At 65.1% G+C, this 19,023-nt stretch carries 22 protein-coding genes; 10 read left to right on the top strand and 12 right to left on the bottom strand.

The window, feature by feature from the left end:
- Positions 1 to 105: 105 nt before the first annotated feature.
- Positions 106 to 1,584: an MATE family efflux transporter gene (locus NATTI_RS0112750; protein WP_006089849.1), complete on the bottom strand. Its 1,479-nt coding sequence runs from the start codon at positions 1,582 to 1,584 to the stop codon at positions 106 to 108.
- Positions 1,585 to 1,774: 190 nt separating this feature from the next.
- Between NATTI_RS0112750 and NATTI_RS0112745 the strand changes: the two genes are divergently transcribed.
- From NATTI_RS0112745 to NATTI_RS0112725, 5 genes are all read left to right on the top strand, one after another.
- Entirely contained in the window at positions 1,775 to 3,658 is a 1,884-nt protein-coding gene (locus NATTI_RS0112745; protein ID WP_006089848.1) for a molybdopterin biosynthesis protein, read from the top strand.
- 128 nt (positions 3,659 to 3,786) lie between these two features.
- A complete protein-coding gene (locus NATTI_RS0112740; RefSeq protein ID WP_006089847.1) occupies positions 3,787 to 4,440 on the top strand; it encodes a helix-turn-helix domain-containing protein in 654 nt (217 codons plus the stop codon).
- Positions 4,441 to 4,532: 92 nt separating this feature from the next.
- Positions 4,533 to 4,802 (top strand): glutathione S-transferase N-terminal domain-containing protein, encoded by a 270-nt coding sequence (locus tag NATTI_RS0112735; protein WP_027119144.1) that lies wholly within the window; start codon positions 4,533 to 4,535, stop codon positions 4,800 to 4,802.
- A gap of 178 nt (positions 4,803 to 4,980) precedes the next feature.
- The gene (locus tag NATTI_RS26095; protein ID WP_019991861.1) at positions 4,981 to 5,121 is read left to right on the top strand and encodes a hypothetical protein; all 141 of its coding nucleotides are present in this window, start codon (positions 4,981 to 4,983) and stop codon (positions 5,119 to 5,121) included.
- Positions 5,122 to 5,123: 2 nt separating this feature from the next.
- Positions 5,124 to 6,683, top strand: coding sequence for a glycosyl hydrolase family 28-related protein (locus tag NATTI_RS0112725; RefSeq protein WP_006089845.1), 1,560 nt, complete (start codon positions 5,124 to 5,126; stop codon positions 6,681 to 6,683).
- 116 nt (positions 6,684 to 6,799) lie between these two features.
- Here the strand turns inward: NATTI_RS0112725 and NATTI_RS0112720 are convergent, their stop codons facing one another.
- The 4 genes from NATTI_RS0112720 to NATTI_RS0112705 form a co-directional block, all read right to left on the bottom strand.
- Entirely contained in the window at positions 6,800 to 7,003 is a 204-nt protein-coding gene (locus NATTI_RS0112720) for a hypothetical protein (RefSeq protein ID WP_006089844.1), read from the bottom strand.
- 102 nt (positions 7,004 to 7,105) lie between these two features.
- Positions 7,106 to 7,753 carry an HAD family hydrolase gene (locus NATTI_RS0112715; protein ID WP_006089843.1) on the bottom strand — a complete coding sequence of 216 codons (648 nt, stop codon included), beginning with the start codon at positions 7,751 to 7,753 and terminating at the stop codon, positions 7,106 to 7,108.
- Between the two features lie 73 nt (positions 7,754 to 7,826).
- Positions 7,827 to 8,210, bottom strand: a complete 384-nt coding sequence (lwrS, locus tag NATTI_RS0112710; protein ID WP_006089842.1) for an LWR-salt protein — start codon at positions 8,208 to 8,210, stop codon at positions 7,827 to 7,829.
- Positions 8,211 to 8,231: 21 nt separating this feature from the next.
- Complete coding sequence (locus tag NATTI_RS0112705; RefSeq protein ID WP_006089841.1) at positions 8,232 to 8,513, bottom strand: 4a-hydroxytetrahydrobiopterin dehydratase; 282 nt, start codon at positions 8,511 to 8,513, stop codon at positions 8,232 to 8,234.
- A 120-nt stretch (positions 8,514 to 8,633) separates the two neighbouring features.
- On the opposite strand from NATTI_RS0112705, the gene NATTI_RS0112700 reads away from it, so the two are divergent.
- Complete coding sequence (locus NATTI_RS0112700; protein WP_006089840.1) at positions 8,634 to 8,813, top strand: hypothetical protein; 180 nt, start codon at positions 8,634 to 8,636, stop codon at positions 8,811 to 8,813.
- A 78-nt stretch (positions 8,814 to 8,891) separates the two neighbouring features.
- Here the strand turns inward: NATTI_RS0112700 and hemA are convergent, their stop codons facing one another.
- The 4 genes from hemA to NATTI_RS0112680 all read right to left on the bottom strand — a co-directional run bounded on the left by hemA (position 8,892) and on the right by NATTI_RS0112680 (position 12,555).
- Positions 8,892 to 10,271, bottom strand: a complete 1,380-nt coding sequence (gene hemA / locus NATTI_RS0112695; RefSeq protein ID WP_006089839.1) for a glutamyl-tRNA reductase — start codon at positions 10,269 to 10,271, stop codon at positions 8,892 to 8,894.
- Entirely contained in the window at positions 10,268 to 10,924 is a 657-nt protein-coding gene (locus NATTI_RS0112690; RefSeq protein WP_006089838.1) for a precorrin-2 dehydrogenase/sirohydrochlorin ferrochelatase family protein, read from the bottom strand. Before NATTI_RS0112690 ends, hemA begins: the two co-directional genes overlap by 4 nt.
- Positions 10,925 to 10,953: 29 nt before the next feature.
- Positions 10,954 to 12,042, bottom strand: a complete 1,089-nt coding sequence (gene ahbB / locus NATTI_RS0112685; RefSeq protein ID WP_019991860.1) for a siroheme decarboxylase subunit beta — start codon at positions 12,040 to 12,042, stop codon at positions 10,954 to 10,956.
- 108 nt (positions 12,043 to 12,150) lie between these two features.
- A complete protein-coding gene (locus tag NATTI_RS0112680) occupies positions 12,151 to 12,555 on the bottom strand; it encodes a DUF5778 family protein (RefSeq protein ID WP_006089837.1) in 405 nt (134 codons plus the stop codon).
- Between the two features lie 145 nt (positions 12,556 to 12,700).
- Here NATTI_RS0112680 and uppS point away from each other — a divergent pair, with 145 nt between their 5' ends.
- Both uppS and NATTI_RS0112670 read left to right on the top strand, forming a co-directional pair.
- Positions 12,701 to 13,657 (top strand): polyprenyl diphosphate synthase, encoded by a 957-nt coding sequence (gene uppS / locus NATTI_RS0112675; RefSeq protein ID WP_006089836.1) that lies wholly within the window; start codon positions 12,701 to 12,703, stop codon positions 13,655 to 13,657.
- A 90-nt stretch (positions 13,658 to 13,747) separates the two neighbouring features.
- A complete protein-coding gene (locus NATTI_RS0112670; RefSeq protein ID WP_006089835.1) occupies positions 13,748 to 14,194 on the top strand; it encodes a DUF7344 domain-containing protein in 447 nt (148 codons plus the stop codon).
- A 76-nt stretch (positions 14,195 to 14,270) separates the two neighbouring features.
- Here NATTI_RS0112670 and NATTI_RS0112665 read toward each other — a convergent pair whose 3' ends face one another.
- Positions 14,271 to 14,876, bottom strand: coding sequence for an undecaprenyl diphosphate synthase family protein (locus NATTI_RS0112665; RefSeq protein ID WP_006089834.1), 606 nt, complete (start codon positions 14,874 to 14,876; stop codon positions 14,271 to 14,273).
- A 256-nt stretch (positions 14,877 to 15,132) separates the two neighbouring features.
- Here NATTI_RS0112665 and NATTI_RS0112660 point away from each other — a divergent pair, with 256 nt between their 5' ends.
- Positions 15,133 to 16,485 (top strand): DUF92 domain-containing protein, encoded by a 1,353-nt coding sequence (locus tag NATTI_RS0112660; RefSeq protein ID WP_006089833.1) that lies wholly within the window; start codon positions 15,133 to 15,135, stop codon positions 16,483 to 16,485.
- A 225-nt stretch (positions 16,486 to 16,710) separates the two neighbouring features.
- Positions 16,711 to 16,938, top strand: a complete 228-nt coding sequence (locus tag NATTI_RS26090) for a hypothetical protein (protein WP_152423940.1) — start codon at positions 16,711 to 16,713, stop codon at positions 16,936 to 16,938.
- 113 nt (positions 16,939 to 17,051) lie between these two features.
- On the opposite strand, the gene NATTI_RS0112655 is transcribed toward NATTI_RS26090, so the two are convergent.
- Together NATTI_RS0112655 and dnaG are read right to left on the bottom strand one after the other, a co-directional pair.
- A complete protein-coding gene (locus NATTI_RS0112655) occupies positions 17,052 to 17,336 on the bottom strand; it encodes a hypothetical protein (protein WP_241434320.1) in 285 nt (94 codons plus the stop codon).
- A gap of 141 nt (positions 17,337 to 17,477) precedes the next feature.
- Positions 17,478 to 18,905 carry a DNA primase DnaG gene (gene dnaG, locus NATTI_RS0112650; protein WP_006089831.1) on the bottom strand — a complete coding sequence of 476 codons (1,428 nt, stop codon included), beginning with the start codon at positions 18,903 to 18,905 and terminating at the stop codon, positions 17,478 to 17,480.
- Positions 18,906 to 19,023: the final 118 nt, after the last annotated feature.

The following is a 19,023-nucleotide window of genomic DNA, read 5'->3' as shown; positions in this document are numbered from 1 at the left end:
ACGGTTTGTCAGGGAACTGGGATTCCGATGGCGATCGAAGCAGATCCGATCGAAAGGTCGAAACAGATCCGACCGAAACCCGGTCGGCTTTCGTCGTCCCTCGAGTTAATCGCTCGGCTGTGAGTCGGGACGGTAGGACCGACTGATCGCCTTCCACGTCCCCGTCTCGAACCGGTAGTAGGTGACGACGGCAGGGACGAGCGTCTCGATGACCAGTGCGGCGTACAGCGCTTCGATGCCGAGCGGGGTAACGGCCTCGAGGCCGGGGATCGGGACGGTGACGGCACCGAGGAGGGCGACGGGGAGCGCGAAGACGTAGAGGCCGAGCAGTTGGCCGTAGAACGGCCAGCGGGTGTCGCCGCTGGCGCGCAGCGGACCAGTCGCGCCGCCGCTGACGCCGCGGAAGACGACGCTGACGCAGGCGACGACGATGAACGTCGTCACGAGCGGGAGGATCGACGGATCGTCGACGAAGACGCGACCGATCTGTTCGGCGAAGACGAAGACGAGCGCCGCGCTGACGAGGTAGACGCCGACGCCGAACCAGAGGACCTGACGGCCGTAGCTGTCCGCGGCCCGTTCGTCACCGGTGCCCAGTTCCTGGCCGACGAGGCTGCTCGAGGCCAGCGAGAAGCCCCAGCCGGGCGTGTCCATCAGGTCCCGGACCCGTCGAGCGACGACGTAGGCCGCAAGCACGTTCGGCCCGAAAAGCGCGACGATGGCGAGCATCGGGAACTGTGCGCCCCGACGGGCGACGTTCGTAAACACCAGCGGGGTCCCGATAGTGAGGACGTCGCGGACGTCCTCGAGCGTCGTGTGGGGCCAGCCGAGGCTGAGGGCGACCGGGAACTCGCCGACCAGCGGCAGTCGACCGACGGCGAATCCGACGACGAACGCAGCCAGGACGACGACGTTCGCGACGACGGTTCCCATCGCCGCGCCGACGACGCCCATCCCGAGTGCGAAGATGAACACCGCGTTGAGCGCGACGTTGACGACGGCACCGCCCGCTCGGAGCATCATCGGCGTCCACGCGTCGTCGGCACCGACGAGCGTCCGGCTCCCGATGAGGTTCAGCGCCGCGAAGGGAACTCCGAGCGCGACAACCTTGAGGTAGTCCGCGCCGTAGGCGATCGACGCGGCGTCGTTGCCGACGAGGGCGATCAATTGGTGGGGGACCAGCCAGTACAGGGCTGCGAGCGGCAGCATGATCGCGACGACCACGAGTCCGCTCGTCGTCACCGCCAGCGAAACCTCCTCGGCGGTGCCGCCGGTGTAGCGCTGGGAGACCAGCCCGATCGTCGCGCCGGCGATCCCGCCGCCGATTCCGAACGCCAACCCCCAGAACGGGGCCGCGAGTCCGATGCCAGCGATCGCTGCTGGCCCGAGGGCGATTCCGACCATCGCGACGTCCGCCGCGGACTTGGACATCCGGGCGAGTCCCGTGACGATCCGCGGCCACGCGAGGTCGGTCGTCCGCTCGACGCGACGAGGCTCGATCACCCCGAATCGCGCGAGCAGCGAGCCGACCGAGAGCAGCAGCCACCGGAACGGATTCGGGATATCACTCCATCGAAAAGACACGAACGCGGGTTTGGGTTCTGGCGGTAAAGGGCTTGATATCGGAGAATGCACCGGGAGACGTTCGCATTTTCCCAGGATTTTACAGCATTATCGTTCGTTGGATACCCATCCGTTCGATGTCGTGTCTGGGCGTCACACACCACGGCCGCGGTCGACCGACGTTTTTAGCCCCGGCCCGCCAACGGCGAGTATGGAACGCAAGGAGTTTCGCGACCTCGCCTCCCCCGCCGCGGCCCGCGAGGCGATCGACTCGCTCTCGCTCGAGGGCGGTATCGACCGCGTCTCGCTCGAGGACGCCCGCGGCCGGGTGCTCGTGGCACGACTCGACGCCGAACTCGACGTCCCCGGGTTCGACCGGGCGAGTCTGGACGGCTACGCCCTCCGAGCGCGGGATACGTTCGGCGCGGACGAGGCCGACCCGGCACGACTCGAGATCGTCGGAGAGGTCCACGCGGGAGAGAAGCCCGACATCGAACTCGAAGAGGGGCAGGCCGCCGAAATCTCGACCGGTGCGGTGATGCCCGACGGCGCGGACGCGATGGTTCCCGTCGAACGCACAGATATGGACGAAACCGACGACGGTGGGGCGAACGACGTGCTGGTCCGCACCTCGGTCGCCCCCGGTGACAACGTCATGTTCGCGGGTGCCGACGTCGCGGCCGGCGAACGGGCGCTCGGTCTCGGAACCCGGATCACGCCGCGGGACATCGGACTGCTCTCGGCGCTCGGGATCGACGAGGTGCCCGTCCGAGGCCGCCCCACGGTGGGGATCGTCTCGACTGGCGACGAACTCGTCCGTCCGGGCGGCGACCTCGAGAGCGAGCGCGGCGAGATCTACGACGTGAACAGCTACACGATCGCCGCGGGGGTCGAGGACGCCGGCGGCGAGGCGGTGCTCTACCCCCACGCCGGCGACGAACAGGACGAAATGGAGCGTGTCCTCCGCGAGGCAGCCGACGACTGCGACCTCGTGCTCTCCTCGGGATCGACCAGCGCGAGTGCGGTCGACGTGATCTACCGGGTGATCGAGGAACAGGGCGAACTGCTGCTCCACGGCGTCAGCGTCAAACCCGGAAAACCGATGCTCGTCGGCCGGTTACAGGGCTCCGCGTACATCGGTCTCCCCGGCTACCCCGTCTCCGCGATGATGGTCTTCCGGACGTTCGTCGCGCCCGCGATCCGCGCGGCCGCGGGGCTGCCGGAGCCGAAGGCGGCAACGATATCGGGCCGGATGGCTCGTCAGGAACGGTACGGGGAAGGACGACTTCGGCTCATGCCCGTCGGAGTGGTGCAGAACGCGGACGACGACCCGCTCGTCTACCCTGTCGACAAGGGCTCCGGCGCGACGACCAGTCTCGCCGAAGCCGACGGCGTCGTCGAGGTCGGACCAGAAACCGACTACCTCGAGGCCGGCGAGCCCGTCACCGTCCAGCTCTTCTCGCCGGACGTTCGGCCACCGACGCTGCTCGGCGTCGGCGAGGACGATCCGACGCTGAATCGGCTGCTCGACGGTCTCGAGAACCCGCGCTACCTGTCGGTTGGCTCCCGGCCGGGGCTGCGCCGACTGCGCGAGGGCGTGCCGGACGTCGCGGTCGTCGCGGGACCAATCGATCGCGAGCTCGAGGCCGACGAACTCGGCGGCTGGAGCCGCGAGTGGGGGCTGATCGTCCGGCCCGGCAATCCCGACGGTGTAGAGGAGCTCGCCGAGCTGGTCGATCGCGATCTGCGGTTCGTCAACCGCACGACGGACTCGGGACTGCGCTCGAGCCTCGAGGCCGCAGTCGACGACCTCGCGGCAGAACGCGACGTTGCTCCCCACGATCTTCGCGAGTCGATCGACGGCTTCGAGCTGGGGTTGCGGGCTCACGAGAGTCCCGCACGAAAAGTCATTGCGGGCGACGCAGACGTCGGGTTGGGACTGCGCGAGACCGCGGATCGGCTCGATCTCGCGTTCGTCTCCGTCGGCGAACAACCCGTGCGGGTGCTCGTGAACCCCGACCGAACTGGCAAGGAGAGCGTCCGCGAACTCGAGGCAGTTCTCGCGGACGAAACTCGAACCGAGAGCGAACGCTGACCGTCGGCAACCGGGGCGTGATGACGGACCGTCGGTGACCGCCGACCGATTCCGGGCGATATCAGCCCGACAGACAGTCAGAACTGACAGAACAGCGCTTTTTACGGCAGTGTGGTGTACAGGTCTTGATGTCGACGATAGCCGAGTTCCGGCTACCTGCAGCGCAGACGACACTGGGAACGGCACTCGAATACGCGCCCGAAGCCACGTTCGAACTCGAGTCATCGGTCTCGAAGACGTGTCCCTCGCTTTGGGTCTCCGAAGTCGGCCGTGACACGGCCGTGGCGGCCTTCGAGACGGATCCCTCCGTCGCCGAGTACGAACTGCTCGTCGAAACCAAGTCGCGCCTGCTGTTCGACGTGACGTTCGTCGAGGGCACGATGCGACTCCGCGACGAACTGCTCGCGAACGGCGGCTCCGTCCTCGAGATGTGGGGCACCGACGGCTGGTGGCAGGTCAGAGTCCGGTTTCCCGATCGGGACACGCTCGTCGAGGCGTACGACCGCCTCGAGGCGTCCGGAATCTCCGTCGATCTGCGCCGGGTGAGCGACGTCAGCGGCGTCACGGGCGAGGAGACGCGGCTGACGCCCCAGCAACAGGAGGCGCTCGAGGCGGCGCTCGAGCACGGCTACTTCGAGATTCCACGCGGGATCTCGATGGAGGAGCTGGCCGAAGAGCTGGGAATCTCCCATCAGGCGCTCTCCGAACGGTTCCGACGCGCCTACGAGACGCTGGTCGACGACGAGCTACAGCCGGCGAGCGAGCAGTCGAACGTTCGGTGAGCGCGAACCGCGAGCCGAGTCGTCGAACGAAATTGACGGCTGAGTGTGCACGGCCAACGGTTATCCCTGCCGGCGGCGACGGTCTTCGTGGCATGCTCGAACTGTACCAGGCGGAAGACTGTCCGTACAGCGCCGACGTTCGCGAGAAGCTGACCGACCTCGGCGTCTCGTACGTGATCCACAACCCGCGACGGCCCGGTGGCGAGGGCGGCGATGTACTCAACGAACAGGCCCGACGGGTGATGACCGAACTGGGCGGCGAGGACTCGATTCCGTTCCTCGTCGACACCGACCGCGAGGAGGCGCTCTACGAGAGCGAGGAGATCGTCGACTACCTCGAGGAGCACTATAGTAGCCACTGAACGTCACTGCACACCTGATCGCACGACGGCTGTGCGATCAGTGTGTAAATCGTTTCAGTTGTCACTATACGCGTAAGGTCGGTACGGCACGGATACTCCGGTACGAGGAGTGATCGACGGTTCGTGGATCTGCTTGCTGCATGACTATTTTTATAACGTATCGGGATAGTCAGGTGGTATGAATGGAACAGCGCTGCGACGGCGGGACCTCCTCGTCGCAGTATCGGCCGGGTGCGCGACGGTCGCGGGCTGTTCGGAGATCAGCACCGCCAACTCGGGATACGGAACGGCCTACGGCTACGGGTACGGAACCGACTGATCATGGCCGACGAAACGCCGCGGCTCGGACTGGGGACCTACGAACCGGGCGACGAGTGGGATCACACCGACACGGTCGAGGCGCTCGACGAGCACGCGATCGTCCGCGGCCCGATCGCCGACCGTCCGGCGGCGGGCGAGTACGACGACGAACTGTTCTACGCGACCGACCAGGGGATCACCTGGCGCTGGGACGACTCGAGCGACGACTGGGTGTACTTCGGAGGCCGGGGCAGCGCCGATCAGCCGGTGCCGGGAACCAGTCACTTCGAGAAGACGCGCGTCGACGCGGCAACGATCGAAGCGGCAAACGTCGACACAGCGAGCGTCGGCACGGCGGATATCGTCCACGCGCGGTCCGAGGAAACTCCCGTGTGGAACGTCGAGGCACACGGTATCGAGGGCGACGGATCGACTGAGGTCGGCCAAGCCGTCCACGAACTCCTCGAGACCGTCGCGGACGCCGGCGGCGGGATCGTCTACGTTCCGCCGGGTCGGTATCTCCTCGAGCGAACGCCGCTAGTGGGTGACGATACGCTCCTCGTGGGTGCCGGTCGATCGACCGTCCTCGAGGGGCCACGCCCCGACGGCGAGGAGGGAGGGGCGCTCCTCTCCAACAGGGGGTACGACGCAACCGGCTACGGCGGCGCGTCGAACTGGGGCGTCCGCAACGTCCGTATCGACGCGCCGGAGTCCAACGGGATCATGCCTGCACACGCGGAAAACGTCCGGCTCGAGAACATCTATGGCGACGCGGTCTACTACCACCACATCGACATCGTCTCGTCGAAAAACGTCGTCGTCGACGGCTACTGGGCGACCCGCGGCGGCGAGGGGAGTTCGGACGCCCCGATTCAGTTCGACAACCAGAACGCGGGGACGGGCTGGAACAGCGTCTGGAACGGCAAGGACCACAGCCCAGCGACGGCCGACGACACGCCGACGAAACACTGTCGCCTGACGGATTTCGAGATCGATCCGGAGAACGGTCCCGACTACGGCGTTCACATCCACCGCGACGGAAACGAGTCGATCACCGTCAGCGACGGCTACGTTACCGGCTGCCAGCACTCGGCGATCAGGGCCGACACCGGCGATCTGATCGCGGATCTGACGATCGATCGCGTCTCCTGTATCGAGAACGCGAGAGGGATCTCGCTGGGTCGCGTCGAGAGCGGTCGGCGGGAGTTGACGATCGACAACGTCACGATCAGAACCGATGACAACGGGTTGGCCGCCGGATCGGGACTCTACGCGAGCGGGTTCGACGGCGCGAAGGTCTCGAATGTCATCGTCGACGGCGCGTTTACGAACGCGATGGTGTTCGACGACATGGACGACCTGAAAATGAGTACCGTCACGGCGACGGGAGCCAGACACCAAGCGTTCCGATTCCGAGAGAACGTCGATGCGACGCTCACGACCGCTCGCGCGGCGGAGTGTGGCACTGTCGGTATCTACACGGGTCCTGGCAGTCGCGTCGCCTACGGCGGCGTCACGTTCGACGACGTCGGCAGCGAGGTCGTCGTCGACGGCGAACTACGGGAGTGGAAGTCGTCGTAATCGTCGTCAATCGTCTCGTCGAGATAGTCGCAAATCGACCTGTCGCATCGAGGGCAGGCCTCCCTCGTAGTCACCGAAAAAAACCGTATCAGATAGCGCGACCGACGAGCCGTCGATCAGTCGCTCGAGGGCGAAGGGAGCAGATCTCGGACGAAGACCTCGTCGGGGAGGTCGGGAAGCTGCGGCGGGACGACTCCGTCGCTCGAGTCGATCGTGTGCCCCGTCTCGACGTAGTGTTCGATCGCTCGGCGCGAGCGAGCGCTGCTGGAGGGCTCGTCGGTCTCGCTCGTGTGCCAGTCGCAGGTGAGGCAGTATTTCATCGCGTCTCTGCTTCCAGCTTTGAGTCGCCTCCTGAATCTTTTTTGGTATTGCATTACTCAGGACTCGAGCCGATTCGAGACGGACAGGAGTCGACGGCGATGTCAGAACAGGTCGTCGAACGACTGAACGCGGTAGTCGCCGAGAACGCAGCGCCCGCGCCGGTCGTGGCCGACGCGCTCGACGTGAATGGCGTCGAGTCCGGCGTTCCAGGCCGCCCCGATGTCGTTGGCGCCGTCGCCCGCGAGGACCCCCTGATGGCCGTTGTCCCCGACTCCGAGATCGTCTATCACGGACTGGACGGGCTCCGGATCGGGCTTCCAGCCCGTCTGCTCGGTACAGCACAGGCGCGCGTCGAACCAGTCGTGAATGTCGAGGTGGTCGAGCACCGGCTCACAGAGGAACTGCTGACAGTGCGTGACGAGACCGACCGGCACGTCGAGGTCGGTGACGAACTCGGCGTCCTCGTGCAGATAGGTCTGTTCGGCCCGCACCAGCGGATCCTCCTCCTCGTGGAACGCATCCCAGAACGTCTGCGGGTCGATCCCCCACTCCTCGAGTTGGCGGTCTCGAGAGCCGGTCAGACCGCTCCAAATGATGTCGGCTTCGCGGTCGGTAAACTCGCGGCCAACCCGGTCGCCCACCCGGTCGAACACGTCGCGGGTGTACGACCACTCGACGTCGACGAGCGTCCCGTCGAGGTCGAGCAGCCAGAAATCGTACGAATCGTCGTCGTCCATCTCGCCGTCCATCGGACGCTGATATACGTGCGTCTCGGCTAAAGATGTGTCGGCTGCGTGCTCGTTGGTCACGGAATCCCCCGGTTCACTCCCTGTCGGTGACGCGAATACTCGAGCCCAGATACTTCGAGAGCACCTCCGAGACGGTCTCGGCGTTGAACGCCTCGAGGTCGGCCGCAATCGCGTCTTTCATCGCCGCGAAGTACTCCTGGTCGACCTGGAGTTCGCGAAACGAAGCCGACTCGACGGGCTCGCCGAGCCACTCTTCGACGAGTCGGCGACCGTAGGCCGCATCGCCCACCTCGCCGCGCCAGAGCGTGTCCCGGAAGAACAGCCAGCCCTCGTGCCCTGGCTCGGGGGCCTCGTGAAAGACGGTGACCGTGGTCTCGGCCGTCGATGGGTCGAGGCGAACCGACGGCTGGTCGGGCTCGAGGCGGATCTCCGCGCGGAAGACGTATCGGGCCTCCATCGGTCACCGTCTCTCCATCGCTCAGGCGTTCTTTTCCGACTCGATCAACTCCGCCATCTCGGTGTCCTTGTCCGTGATGCCGCCTTCCTCGTGGGACGTGAGCCGGATCTCGACTTCCTCGTAGCGGATGATGATCTCGGGGTGGTGAAACTGCGCTTCGGCGATTTCGCCGACCATCTGGGCGAAGTTGACGCCGCGCAGGTAGTCGCTAAATCCGTACTTGCGAACGATCTTGTCACCCTCCTGGGTCCACTCGTCGGGGAGCTGGTCGTCGATTTCGTCGTCGGAAAGCAGATCGGCCATAGTGGGGCGAACGCAACCCAATCAAATAATGATTGTGCCGTGCGAGGTCGTCTGGCCGCAACACAGACCCACACCACCGACAGGGACTTATCGGCGAGCGGAGTACGTGCTGGCAGTGTAATGTGTGATCGGACAGGCGATTGTTCGAACGACGATACCTGCCAGCTCGTCCTCAGAAACGGGCACACCGGGATCGAGACCACCGAGTACTACTGTAAGGCTCATCTCGTCGTCCGGATCTGGGAAGTCGAAGCCGACGACGATCTCGAGGTCGTCGACGCGACGAAGCTCTGGCACTGACGGCGTCGCTATCACCAACTCCTCGAGGAGCGTCGTCAAAAACGGTCGGCGTCCCACACGTACTCGTTTCCGAGGCGATTAATCGTCGTCCGTCGCCTCGAGGTGGGTTTCGGTTGCCGTCGCGCCGCCGATGGGAAGTGGCGGTGCGATCGGGCCGTCGTCGCCGCCGAAATCGGGATCGAACAACTGGAGTGCAGTGTTGATCGTACTCCAGTCGTCCTCCGCGGCGGCCTCGCGCAGGCTCTTGGTTGGCGGGGCGAGCAACTGGTTGACCAGCGCGTCGGCCATCGACTCGACGATCTCGCGCTGTTCCCGCGAGAACTCATCCCCCTCGAGTCGGGAGAGTGCCGTCTCGAGTTCTCGCTTCTTCATCTGTTCGGCGGATTCGTACATCGCGGCGATCACCTCGTCCGCTCGGGCGCGCTTGTACTGCTCGCAGAGCAGGTCGAACTCGCGGTCGACCATCGACTCGACCTCGCGGGCCGCGTCGGCGCGTTGCTCGCGAGTCTCCGCGGTGATCGACTCGAGGTCGTCCAGATCGTAGACGGTCACGGTCGATAGCGAGGCTGCCGTCGGCGCAACGTCGCGAGGTTGTCCGAGGTCGACGACGACTCGGCTGGAACCATCCTCAGTCCCATCATCTCCGTCTCCACGGCTGCCTGCGTCGACACCGCCGTCCGATTCGAAATGCTGCGCCTCGAGGATCGGGTCCTCGCTGCCGGTCGCCGTGACGACCACGTCGGCGTCGCTCGCGAACTGGTCGAGCGCCGACAGCGGTGCGGCGCTGGTGTCGGTCTCGAGTTCGCTCGCGAGGTGTTCAGCGCGCGAGACGGTTCGGTTCGCGACGACGACCTCCTCGACGCCGGCGTCGGCGAGGCTGCGAGCCGCGAGTCGCCCCATCTCGCCGGCGCCGACGACGAGCGACGTCGCGTTCTCGAGCGGGACGCTCTCGGCAGCGAGTTTCGTCGCCGCCGAGCCCAGCGAGACGATACCCTCGTTGATTTCGGTCTCGGTGCGGGCGCGTTCGCCGACGTGAATCGCCTTCGTGACGGCGGCCTCGAGCATCTCGCCGATGCCGCCGGCGGTCCGGGCGTCCTCGTAGGCAGTCCGAACCTGTCCGAGGATCTGGTCCTCACCAAGGACAACTGACTCGAGCCCGCTCGCGACCGACAGCAGGTGGCGCAGACTCTCATCGTGGTCGGTAACGACGACCGCATCGGTAGCTACGTCGAGAAAGAACTCTTCGAGTGCGGCCCGGCCGACGGCGGCGTCGGTCGCGACGACGTAGGCCTCGACTCGGTTACACGTCGAGAGGACGTACGCCTCCTTGACCGATGGAACGGAGAGCAGGTCGGCGACGCCGGCCCGCTGGCTCTCGGGGCTCGCGGCTGCGAGATCGTCGACGCTACCACTTTCGTGCGTAACGCGTCCCGCAGTGACGACTCCAGCCGGAATCATGGGCGATCACCCTTCGTATATAACTCTTCGCCCAACACGTCCTCAATCACTTGACCACAGTTAGAAGCACCCGTACGTAAAGCTGTCCAAACAGCCGGAGAATTGACGACATCGATGACGATCTCGCGTCGTCGGTCGGGATCGATGTCCCGTGATTTCAGCTCCGTACGAAGTTCGCCACAGACACGTGCCATCTCGCCCGCTCCGGCGAGTGTCCCCTCGAGTTCCTGCCGGAGATGCTTGCTTAGTGCGGGTGCGGTCCCACCCGTGGAAATCGAGACGACGACGGGATCCTCGCGGACGGTCGCCGGCACGACGACGCTGCCCGGTTCGCGCTTGCCGGAGCGATCCGCGCGATTGACGAGGACGCCGCGGTCTCGAGCGGCCGTCACGACGGCCTCGTTGATCGCCTCGTCGCTCGTGGCGGCGACGACCAGCGCGGGGGCAGTTCGCTCGAGCCAATCGTCGATATCGGCGGGGTCGGGAGCGGCCCGCACCAGTTCGGCACCGTCGAACTCCCGATCGGCGAACTCGGGACTGACGACCAGTACCTCGGCTTCGCTGGCGAAGCGACGGGCCTTCCGCGCCCCGACCGGGCCGCCGCCGAAGACGAGCACCGTCGTACCCGTGAAATCGTGCAAGAGTGGAATCATCCTGTGAATTGGATTGTGAACCCTGTTCGTTATCGGGATTCAGTGTTGGCTTCGGCGCGTTCAGCCATACGAATACCCGTTTTCTTCAGTATTTGCGTCGAGAACAGCGAGTCCCAGTCGCCGTCGTCGACGTTCCAGTAGTCGGCCATCGTCTCGCGAACCTGTTCGATCCGCCGCTGGCTCTCTTCCTCGCTGCGGCCGTGGGTCATCGCAAAGAAGTTGTACGGCCAGACGCCGTCGTGGCGCGGCCGCCGATAGCAGTGCGTGACGAAGGGGAGGGCGGCGACCTCAGGGCCGACCTCGCTGACGATGTCGTCCGGGACGTTCCAGACTGTCATCCCGTTCTCTGTATACCCCAGCGCGTAGTGGTTCGGCACGACGCCGATGCGCCGAATCTTGCCCTCCTGCTCGAACCGCTTGATCGTCTCGAGGACCCACTCGAGGTCCTGCTCGATGGCGTCAGCGACGTCCGCGTAGGGGGTTTCGGTCAGCGGGAGACCGTCCTGGATCTCGAGGACAAGATCCCGCTCGGCCGGCGTCAGCGTCGATTCGTCGGTCGGGGTGACGCTGGGACCGAGGTCGGTGCAGTCGACGCCGGCGGTCTCGGCTTCGTCGTCGCCGGAACCGTCGAACGGGCCGTCGACGTAGAACTTCGCCTCGACGCGAAACTCCTGCTGTTTGGGGAGATTGTACGTCTCCTGGCCGGTTTCCTCTTCGATTTCGGCCAGCACTTCCTCGACTCGCTCCTCGTCGGCCACGCTCACGACGAACCAGACGTTCAGGTGGGGATGGGCGCGCTCGTAGTTGTGCGCGACCTCCCGATGGGCGTTGACGGCGTCGACGACCTCGTCGAACCGATTCTCGGGAGCGTGCATGGCGACTAACGTCGCCGCGCCGCCGATCTCCTGGGCGTTGACCAGCGGGCCAAAGCGCGAGAGGACGCCCCGCTCGTCTACGTCGCGAATCGTCTCGAGGAGTTCGGTCCCGTCGATGTCGACTCCGCGGTCGCGCATGGCCGCGGCGGCGGGTTCGAAGGGACGTTCCACGACGGGAAAGCCGCCCTGAAAGGCGTTGACGACCGCCCGTTCGCGTTCCGACAGGTCGACATCCGTGCTCATACTAGTCGTTCGGGAGTCCCGTGGCATAAGCGAACCGGGACGGTCCGCTCGAGGGCCCGTTCGAACGACCGATCGCCGAAAAGGACGGTCGGTTCTTCGATAGGCTCGTTAGTCGCCCTCGACGCCCGTGACCTCGTAGCCGAGGTCGCGGACGCCCTCGAGAATCGCCTCGTGGTCGGCGCTCGCTCGGTAGTAGATGACGATATCGAAACTGCCCTGACGCAGCAGTTGCTGGCACTCCCAGACGAACGATTCGTCCTCGAGGGTGAGCCCCTGGTGTTGGTTCGAGGAGAAGTCGGGGTCGTCGTTGCCCGAGTAGACGTAGCAGTCCTCCGGCTCGTGGCCCGAGTGCTCGGCGATGATGTCGCCGACGTCGAGCGTGGCCTGCATCATCTGTACGTCTTCCTGCCCGTCGTGATCGGTGTGGACGATCGCGCCGTTGAGTTCGATCTCGCCCGGTTCGAGGAGCCGTTTGGTCCGCTGATAGAGGTCGTCGTCGATCGCGTCTGCCATTGGTCGAGCAGACGGCGTCCGAACGGATAGCCGTCACGATTTCCGGGAGACCGGTCGAACGCCACTCTGGTAGCGCGATACTCGGATTCTCATGCTGGTACACACCACACAAGACACATAGGGATAGGTGACCTTTTACCGAGCAATGAAGCGGTGGCTCCGGCAGCGCGTCGACGCGGTCTACGAGGAGGTGCTCTCGAGAGAGATTTCCGGTGCACCGACGCACGTCGCGGTGATCCAGGACGGCAATCGACGGTACGCTCGCCGCAAGGGAGACGACGCGACCGACGGCCACCGCGAGGGGGCCCAGACGACCGAGCGCGTCCTCGAGTGGTGTCAGGACATCGGCGTCGAGGAGCTGACGCTGTATGCGTTCTCGACCGAGAACTTCGACCGCCCGGACGAGGAGAATCAGGCGCTGTTCGACCTCCTGTGTGAGAAGCTTCGGGAGTTCGCCGACGCCGATCGCGTCCACGAGAACGAGGTCCGCATCCGGGTGATCGGCGAGGTCGAGCGACTCCCCGAACGGGTGCGCGACGCCGTCGACTACGCCGAGCGCCGCACCCGCGGCTACGATCGGTTCGTCCTCAACATCGCGCTCGCCTACGGCGGGCGTTCGCAGCTGCTCGAGGCGGTTCAGGGCGTCGCCAGCGACGTCGAAACGGGCACCCTCGAGCCGGACGCAATCGACGTCGAGACGATCGAGGACCGACTCTACGACCAGCCGGTTCGGGACGTCGACCTGATCATCCGAACCGGCGGCGACGAGCGGACCTCGAACTTCCTCCCGTGGCACGCTAACGGCAACGAGGCCGCCGTCTTCTTCTGTACGCCCTACTGGCCGGAGTTCTCGAAGACCGATTTCCTTCGGGGCATTCGAACGTACGAACACCGCGAGGAGTCCTGGCGACGGACCCGCGCTCGACGCGCAATCGCCCTGCTCGGCGCCGTCAGCGATCCCGAACTCGTCGAAGCCAAGTCGATCGTTGAGCGGTTCCGCGACTCGCTGCCGACGGCCGAACAGCCCGATCCGGACGACCTCGAGGGCGTCGACGGCGGCCAGGTGGAGGAACTCGACTCGAGCGGGCAGGCCGCGGACTGAACGAGATCGTTGGTCTCCGGCAACGGGGTCGGCCGAACATGTTTGTTCACCGCAAGGATTTTATCGATCATTCCCACACGTGTAGTTGGTATGGCACCCTCTCGCATCCCTGTCGACGTCGATCGGTTCACGCAAGTTGCCGAGGTCCCGACCGAGACAGCCTACGCGCTCCTCGCGAGTACCCGTACCCGGGTTGCCCTGCACGTACTATCGACGGCCGGGTCGCGTCCATCTCTCGAGCGACTGGCGACATCGGTCGCCCGACTGGATCCCGAGGGGTCGCCGACATCGGTCCGGATCTCGCTCGTCCACGTCGTCCTGCCGAAACTCGAGGCGAACGGTGTGCTCGAGTACGAACTGGAAGAGGAGGCCGTCCACCTCGACGGCCCGGTCGTCGGCCTCGAAGAGCCCATCGGCACGGCTCCGGACGCGACGGGTAAGGACGGTCGCGGACCGACGACGAGGACCGATACTCGCACGCCGACGACGGGGAACGACGGACCCGGATCGATCGACGCGCGCGACCCAGAAGAGTAGCCGTCCCGCCGTCCCGCTATCGGTGGCCGTACCGGGAACGTAGATTCGGCGTTCGGGAGAAGGGGGGTGTGGCAGTTCACTGACCGTAGCGTCGCGACCGGTTGCAGTACTCTCGGACCGCCCGCAGGAAGTCTCGCCTGCGGAAATCCCGCCAGTTGACGTCCGTAAAGTAGAGTTCGGAGTAGACCGACTGCCAAATCATAAAGTCCGAGAGCCGTTCGGCACCGGTTTTGATCACGAGATCGGGTTCGGTCGGGAAGATGAGGTGTTCCTCGACCCGCTCGTCGTCGATCTCGTCGGGCTCGAGTTCGCCGTCGTCGACGCGTTCCGCGAGCGTTCGGACGGCGCTGGTGAACTCGTGTTTGCCACCGAGTCCGATTCCGATCCGGATCGGCGCGTCCGCACGGGTCTGATCGTCCGGTCCCCGAACCGCCACCGCTCGCGGCGCGTCGATCGTCTCGAGTTCGCGTCGCAAGGCAGGAACTGCGGCGGCGTCGAGGACGCTCACGTAGACCGTCACCTGCGAGGCGTACTCGAACGCCCACGCGAAAAACTCCGTGAGCGTCTCGTAGGCGCCGCGCTCGAGGAGGTCCCGCTCGGTGATGACGAGGGCGATATGGTCGGGCAGCGTGCCGTCGTGGCGGCGGATTCGCAACGCGAGGTACCGTTCGTACAGACCCACAGCCTTGCGTTTCCGACGCGTTGGTATACCGGTTACGAAGCGTCAGCGGAATCGCCCCGCTTCGGTGGGACCGGTACCGCTTACGTTTCCTTCCGGTTACAGTGAGTGTATTCGGTCCGAGACAGTCGGTCGTACGGAGTTGATGGTCTTTCTCTGCAGTTACATGTTCTCCGGATAGCGGCGTTGACGACGGTGAGAACGGCCGCGGGACGGTTCACGAACCTTCAAGTAAACGCCACAGAAAGGACTCAGTATCGTGACAGCACCCGTTCGGCGAGCAGGAGCGTTTGCGCTCCTCTGTACGCTCGTCCTCGCCGTGCCCCTCGGCGGCCCCTGGGTCGGGGCCGCGATCGCGGCCGTCGTGATCGGAGGGGCGTTCGCCGTGACCGACGGTCCGCTCTTCGACCTCCTCGCGTATCCGGGAGACTACGAGGACGGTCGCCTCTACGGACTCATCACGTTCGTCCTCGCAGCCGTCACGCTCGGTCTCATCGCAGTCACGGCCTCGATGTCCGTCGCCGTCTTCGTCGCCGCCGTGCTCCTCGTCGGCTACGGAAACGCCGCGGAGCAACTCGCCCGCCGCCGGACCGACCACGACGTCGTCCTCGTGGCCGTCTTCTGTCTGGTCGCGACTGTCGCGGCCGTCGGCGGCCAAGCGCTCACGCAGTCGTTGACCGACGGGGCGGCCTCGCTCGAGTCGATAGGATCGACCGTTCCGACGATGATTTTCCTCGGCGCAAGCGCCGCGTTACTCGCCGCCTTGCTCCGGGACGTGCTGCTGGCCCGCGACGACCCCATCGTCATGCTCTCGGTCGGCCTGCTGGGCTGGCTGCTCGCGGAGCTCGAGCCGGCACTGACGCTCGACGGCGTGGAGATCGTCGCCGCCCTCGGGGTCACCATCGCGCTCGGCTACGCCTCCTACGCGCTCGAGACGGCCTCAATCGCGGGGATGCTCACCGGCATCCTGTTGGGGCTGTTGACCATCGTCCTCGGCGGCTACGGCTGGTTCGTCGTCCTCATCTCCTTTTTCGCCATCGGCGGGCTCTCCTCGAAGTTTCGCTACGAGGAAAAAGCGGAACTGGGGGTTGCCGAGGACAACAACGGTGCCCGCGGCAGCGGCAACGTACTCGGCAACGCCGCCGTCGCGATCGTCGCCGTGTTAGGCTATGCGGCGAGTTCGGCGACGATACTGCCCGGCGATCCCGAACCGGGGCTCTTTCTGTTCGCCTTCGCGGGCTCCGTCTCGACCGCGATGAGCGACACGCTCTCGAGCGAGATCGGGAGCGTCTTCGACACGCCGCGGCTGATCACCACCTTAGAGCCAGTCGAACCCGGCACCGACGGCGGCGTCACCTGGCAGGGAGAGATCGCCGGTATCGCGGGCGCGACTGTCGTCGCCGGCATCTCCTACGTCCTCTTCCCGGAGGTCGGCGTCGTCGGCGCGGCGATCATCGTCGCCGCCGGCATCGTCGGCATGACCGTCGACAGCCTGCTTGGCGCGACGCTCGAGGGCGACATCCTCAGCAATCAGGGCGTCAACTTCCTGGCGACCCTCTCGGGCGCGCTGTTCTGTGCCCTCGTGGTGCTGGCGTTCACAGTATTCGGGTAACTGTCGCTGTTGGACCGCGTTGTGAGAGAGATCACGAACGACAGTACGTAGAGGAAGGCGTTACCGGAGCGACCACCCCACCCCCCGAATAGGCGTCAGAAACGGCCTGTTGAATACAGAGGATGAATGCAGCACAACGACCCCGTTTGTTTCGCGCCGAAAACGGTGAACTATCTGCTCACTACACCAGAGTACTTTTGCACCCTCGAGTTGGGTATTTTACATATGGCTGAAGGCACTTCTGAGACAGGAAAATCTCTTTCTCCCACCCATCGAATTCTTGTCGCACTACTCGCGATAGTGGGCCTTGTTGGACTCTATTTCGCAGTTGGAGTTGTTTTTGTAGGAAGTGGTCTCGCGGATACTCTGCTTGGTTTCATTGGATTAACAGTCACAAGTTTCGCCTCCTACTGTATTTTTCACACCTATACTAACTTGAAAATGCTGAGATAAATGACATTGCTACGGAATGATGCTCCTGTACTGACCGGTCACGACCTCTCGCAGATCCCGTCTCAGTCTATACCTCATTCGCGCCCTGTATTCAGCACGATCTCACAATTAGACTAATCGTCCGCGACCGCACCGACATCGTCCCGCCTCCCGCACGTCGATCGATCGTCTCGAGCCCGCGCCGTCGACTCCGAGGGTTGAGAGTCGATACGGTTCCGACTTACCGAATCGTCGGACCACCGATTCGCCGCGTCGTCACACGAGGGGGCCGTCGAGTCGACAGCACCGTACTCACGGGTCGCTCGCCACTGGCTGTACGCCGCCGCGTTGGTCGCGGCGAACAACACGAGCACCCAGACGCCGAGGAGGACGAGCGCAGCCATTGGCGGTGGTGACATCTCGAGCGGAACTCAAGGGGAGCCGAATATCAACATCTCGGTCCGAGCCGCGTTTGCGAGCGGAACGCACGCATGCAACAAATAAGACACTGCGGAACCGCCTCTCCACGACTCGCGATCGGTCTGTCAACCAGTCTCCGCTCACTCCGAGTCGGGACGTTCCGCCGCCACGTCGTCGATCGCGTGGATCCGGACAGCCGTCGGCCGCTTAGTGAACTGTCCAAGCGAGCGTGCGACGATCCGATCGACGCCCCGATCGGCCGCCAGATCGAGCAGTCGTTGGCTGAGGATCGTATCGAGGATGATCGTCGTCGGTGCCGACTCGAGGTCCTCGAGCGCGTCGTAGGCGTCGTTCGCGTCGGTCTCGTCGATAGTGTCGCCGTCGGCGTCGAGAAACCGAACCCGGTCGGTGCCGTCTCGGATGACAGCCGACGCGTGGCCGTAGACGGTCTCCGGTTTCGCAGGTTCGGCCGGTGTGTCGGGGGCCGCCCCTGATGTCGACCCCGCGTCGGTGCTCGCGGCCGACTGCGCGCTCGAGGAGCCGTCGGACGGACCGACAGCCTCGCTCTCGGTCGCCGCCTCGCCGGCGGTCGTCACGTCGGCGGCCGCGTTCGCCCCACTCGCCGTCTGGGTGGTCGAACCGGACGACTCGTCGATCGACGTCGGCGAGGCGGCTTCGGACCCGTGCGTGCGTCTGGCATCTGGTTCCGGGGCCGGCGTCGAGCTCCCGTCGGTCGCCGCAACGGCCTCTCGAGGCTCGTTCAATCCGGAGACGTTGTCGTAGGGGACCTTGTTGCGCAGCGACGCGAACAGCTGATGGTGGTCCAGATCCTCGACGGACGTGCCGGAGGGCGCGAACGCGACAAAGTCGATATCGCCCACTTGCGATAGTTCCTCGAAGATGAGATCCCCGCCGCGATCGCCGTCGAGGAAGGCCGTAACCGTGCGGTGACGAGTCAGTTCCGCGACCGCGTCGGGGACGTTCGTCCCCTCGACCGCGATGGCGTTCTTGACGCCGTACTTGAGGAGGGTGAGCACGTCCGAGCGCCCCTCAACGACGATGATCGCGTCGCTATCGGTGACACGGGGACCAGCCGGCAGCCCCTCGTACTCGGTGATATCCTCCACCCGGACGTGCTGGCGTACCTCCGCGAGGATCTCCTCGGAGCTCATCACACTGTCGTCGAACCCCGTCTGCAGGAGTTCCTTCGCCCGATTCACGACTTCCTTGCGCTTGGCCGCGCGGACGTCCTCGATCTCGGTGACCTCGAGGTTCGCTCGACACGGCCCGACGCGGTCGATGGTCTCGAGCGAGGCCGCGAGCGTCGCGGTCTCGACCTTGTCGAGGCTGGTCGCGATGGTGAGGTGGCCGTGTGACTGGCCGGCGGTGCTGGTTATCTCGACATCGATGCGGCCGACTTTCTGTGACTGACGGAGGTCACGGAGGTCGAGTTCGTCGCCGAGCAAGCCTTCGGTCTGGCCGAAGATCGCGCCGACGACGTCGCTCCGCTCGACGACCCCGTCAGCCGTAACGTTCGCGTGGATGAGGTATTTCGACGTGTCTTCCATGGGGAATCCCCTCGAGGGGCACCGCAGACGCGGTACCGCGGTCGGTTGTGTAGATTTTGGATCGTGACGGGGAAATAGCTGTTGACCTGTATGGCCCCGTCTCCTGACGGTACACTGC

The sequence above is a fragment of the Natronorubrum tibetense GA33 genome (genome assembly GCF_000383975.1).
In the GTDB taxonomy this organism is placed as follows: Archaea; Halobacteriota; Halobacteria; order Halobacteriales; family Natrialbaceae; genus Natronorubrum; species Natronorubrum tibetense.
The sequence above is the reverse complement of the archived record's forward strand: the minus strand, read 5'-3'. Positions and strand labels throughout refer to the sequence as shown.

What these genes read in the sequence shown, in the direction of transcription:
- NATTI_RS0112655 (WP_241434320.1), bottom strand. Translation starts at nt 17,336, where the DNA reads ATGTCACCACCGCCAATGGCTGCGCTCGTCCTCCTCGGCGTCTGGGTG.
- NATTI_RS0112680 (WP_006089837.1), bottom strand. Translation starts at nt 12,555, where the DNA reads ATGGCAGACGCGATCGACGACGACCTCTATCAGCGGACCAAACGGCTC.
- NATTI_RS0112745 (WP_006089848.1), top strand. Translation starts at nt 1,775, where the DNA reads ATGGAACGCAAGGAGTTTCGCGACCTCGCCTCCCCCGCCGCGGCCCGC.
- NATTI_RS26090 (WP_152423940.1), top strand. Translation starts at nt 16,711, where the DNA reads ATGGCTGAAGGCACTTCTGAGACAGGAAAATCTCTTTCTCCCACCCAT.
- NATTI_RS0112735 (WP_027119144.1), top strand. Translation starts at nt 4,533, where the DNA reads ATGCTCGAACTGTACCAGGCGGAAGACTGTCCGTACAGCGCCGACGTT.
- NATTI_RS0112700 (WP_006089840.1), top strand. Translation starts at nt 8,634, where the DNA reads ATGTGTGATCGGACAGGCGATTGTTCGAACGACGATACCTGCCAGCTC.
- NATTI_RS0112670 (WP_006089835.1), top strand. Translation starts at nt 13,748, where the DNA reads ATGGCACCCTCTCGCATCCCTGTCGACGTCGATCGGTTCACGCAAGTT.
- NATTI_RS0112705 (WP_006089841.1), bottom strand. Translation starts at nt 8,513, where the DNA reads ATGGCCGATCTGCTTTCCGACGACGAAATCGACGACCAGCTCCCCGAC.
- NATTI_RS0112690 (WP_006089838.1), bottom strand. Translation starts at nt 10,924, where the DNA reads ATGATTCCACTCTTGCACGATTTCACGGGTACGACGGTGCTCGTCTTC.
- hemA (WP_006089839.1), bottom strand. Translation starts at nt 10,271, where the DNA reads ATGATTCCGGCTGGAGTCGTCACTGCGGGACGCGTTACGCACGAAAGT.
- ahbB (WP_019991860.1), bottom strand. Translation starts at nt 12,042, where the DNA reads ATGAGCACGGATGTCGACCTGTCGGAACGCGAACGGGCGGTCGTCAAC.
- NATTI_RS26095 (WP_019991861.1), top strand. Translation starts at nt 4,981, where the DNA reads ATGAATGGAACAGCGCTGCGACGGCGGGACCTCCTCGTCGCAGTATCG.
- NATTI_RS0112720 (WP_006089844.1), bottom strand. Translation starts at nt 7,003, where the DNA reads ATGAAATACTGCCTCACCTGCGACTGGCACACGAGCGAGACCGACGAG.
- NATTI_RS0112725 (WP_006089845.1), top strand. Translation starts at nt 5,124, where the DNA reads ATGGCCGACGAAACGCCGCGGCTCGGACTGGGGACCTACGAACCGGGC.
- dnaG (WP_006089831.1), bottom strand. Translation starts at nt 18,905, where the DNA reads ATGGAAGACACGTCGAAATACCTCATCCACGCGAACGTTACGGCTGAC.
- lwrS (WP_006089842.1), bottom strand. Translation starts at nt 8,210, where the DNA reads ATGGAGGCCCGATACGTCTTCCGCGCGGAGATCCGCCTCGAGCCCGAC.
- uppS (WP_006089836.1), top strand. Translation starts at nt 12,701, where the DNA reads ATGAAGCGGTGGCTCCGGCAGCGCGTCGACGCGGTCTACGAGGAGGTG.
- NATTI_RS0112715 (WP_006089843.1), bottom strand. Translation starts at nt 7,753, where the DNA reads ATGGACGGCGAGATGGACGACGACGATTCGTACGATTTCTGGCTGCTC.
- NATTI_RS0112740 (WP_006089847.1), top strand. Translation starts at nt 3,787, where the DNA reads ATGTCGACGATAGCCGAGTTCCGGCTACCTGCAGCGCAGACGACACTG.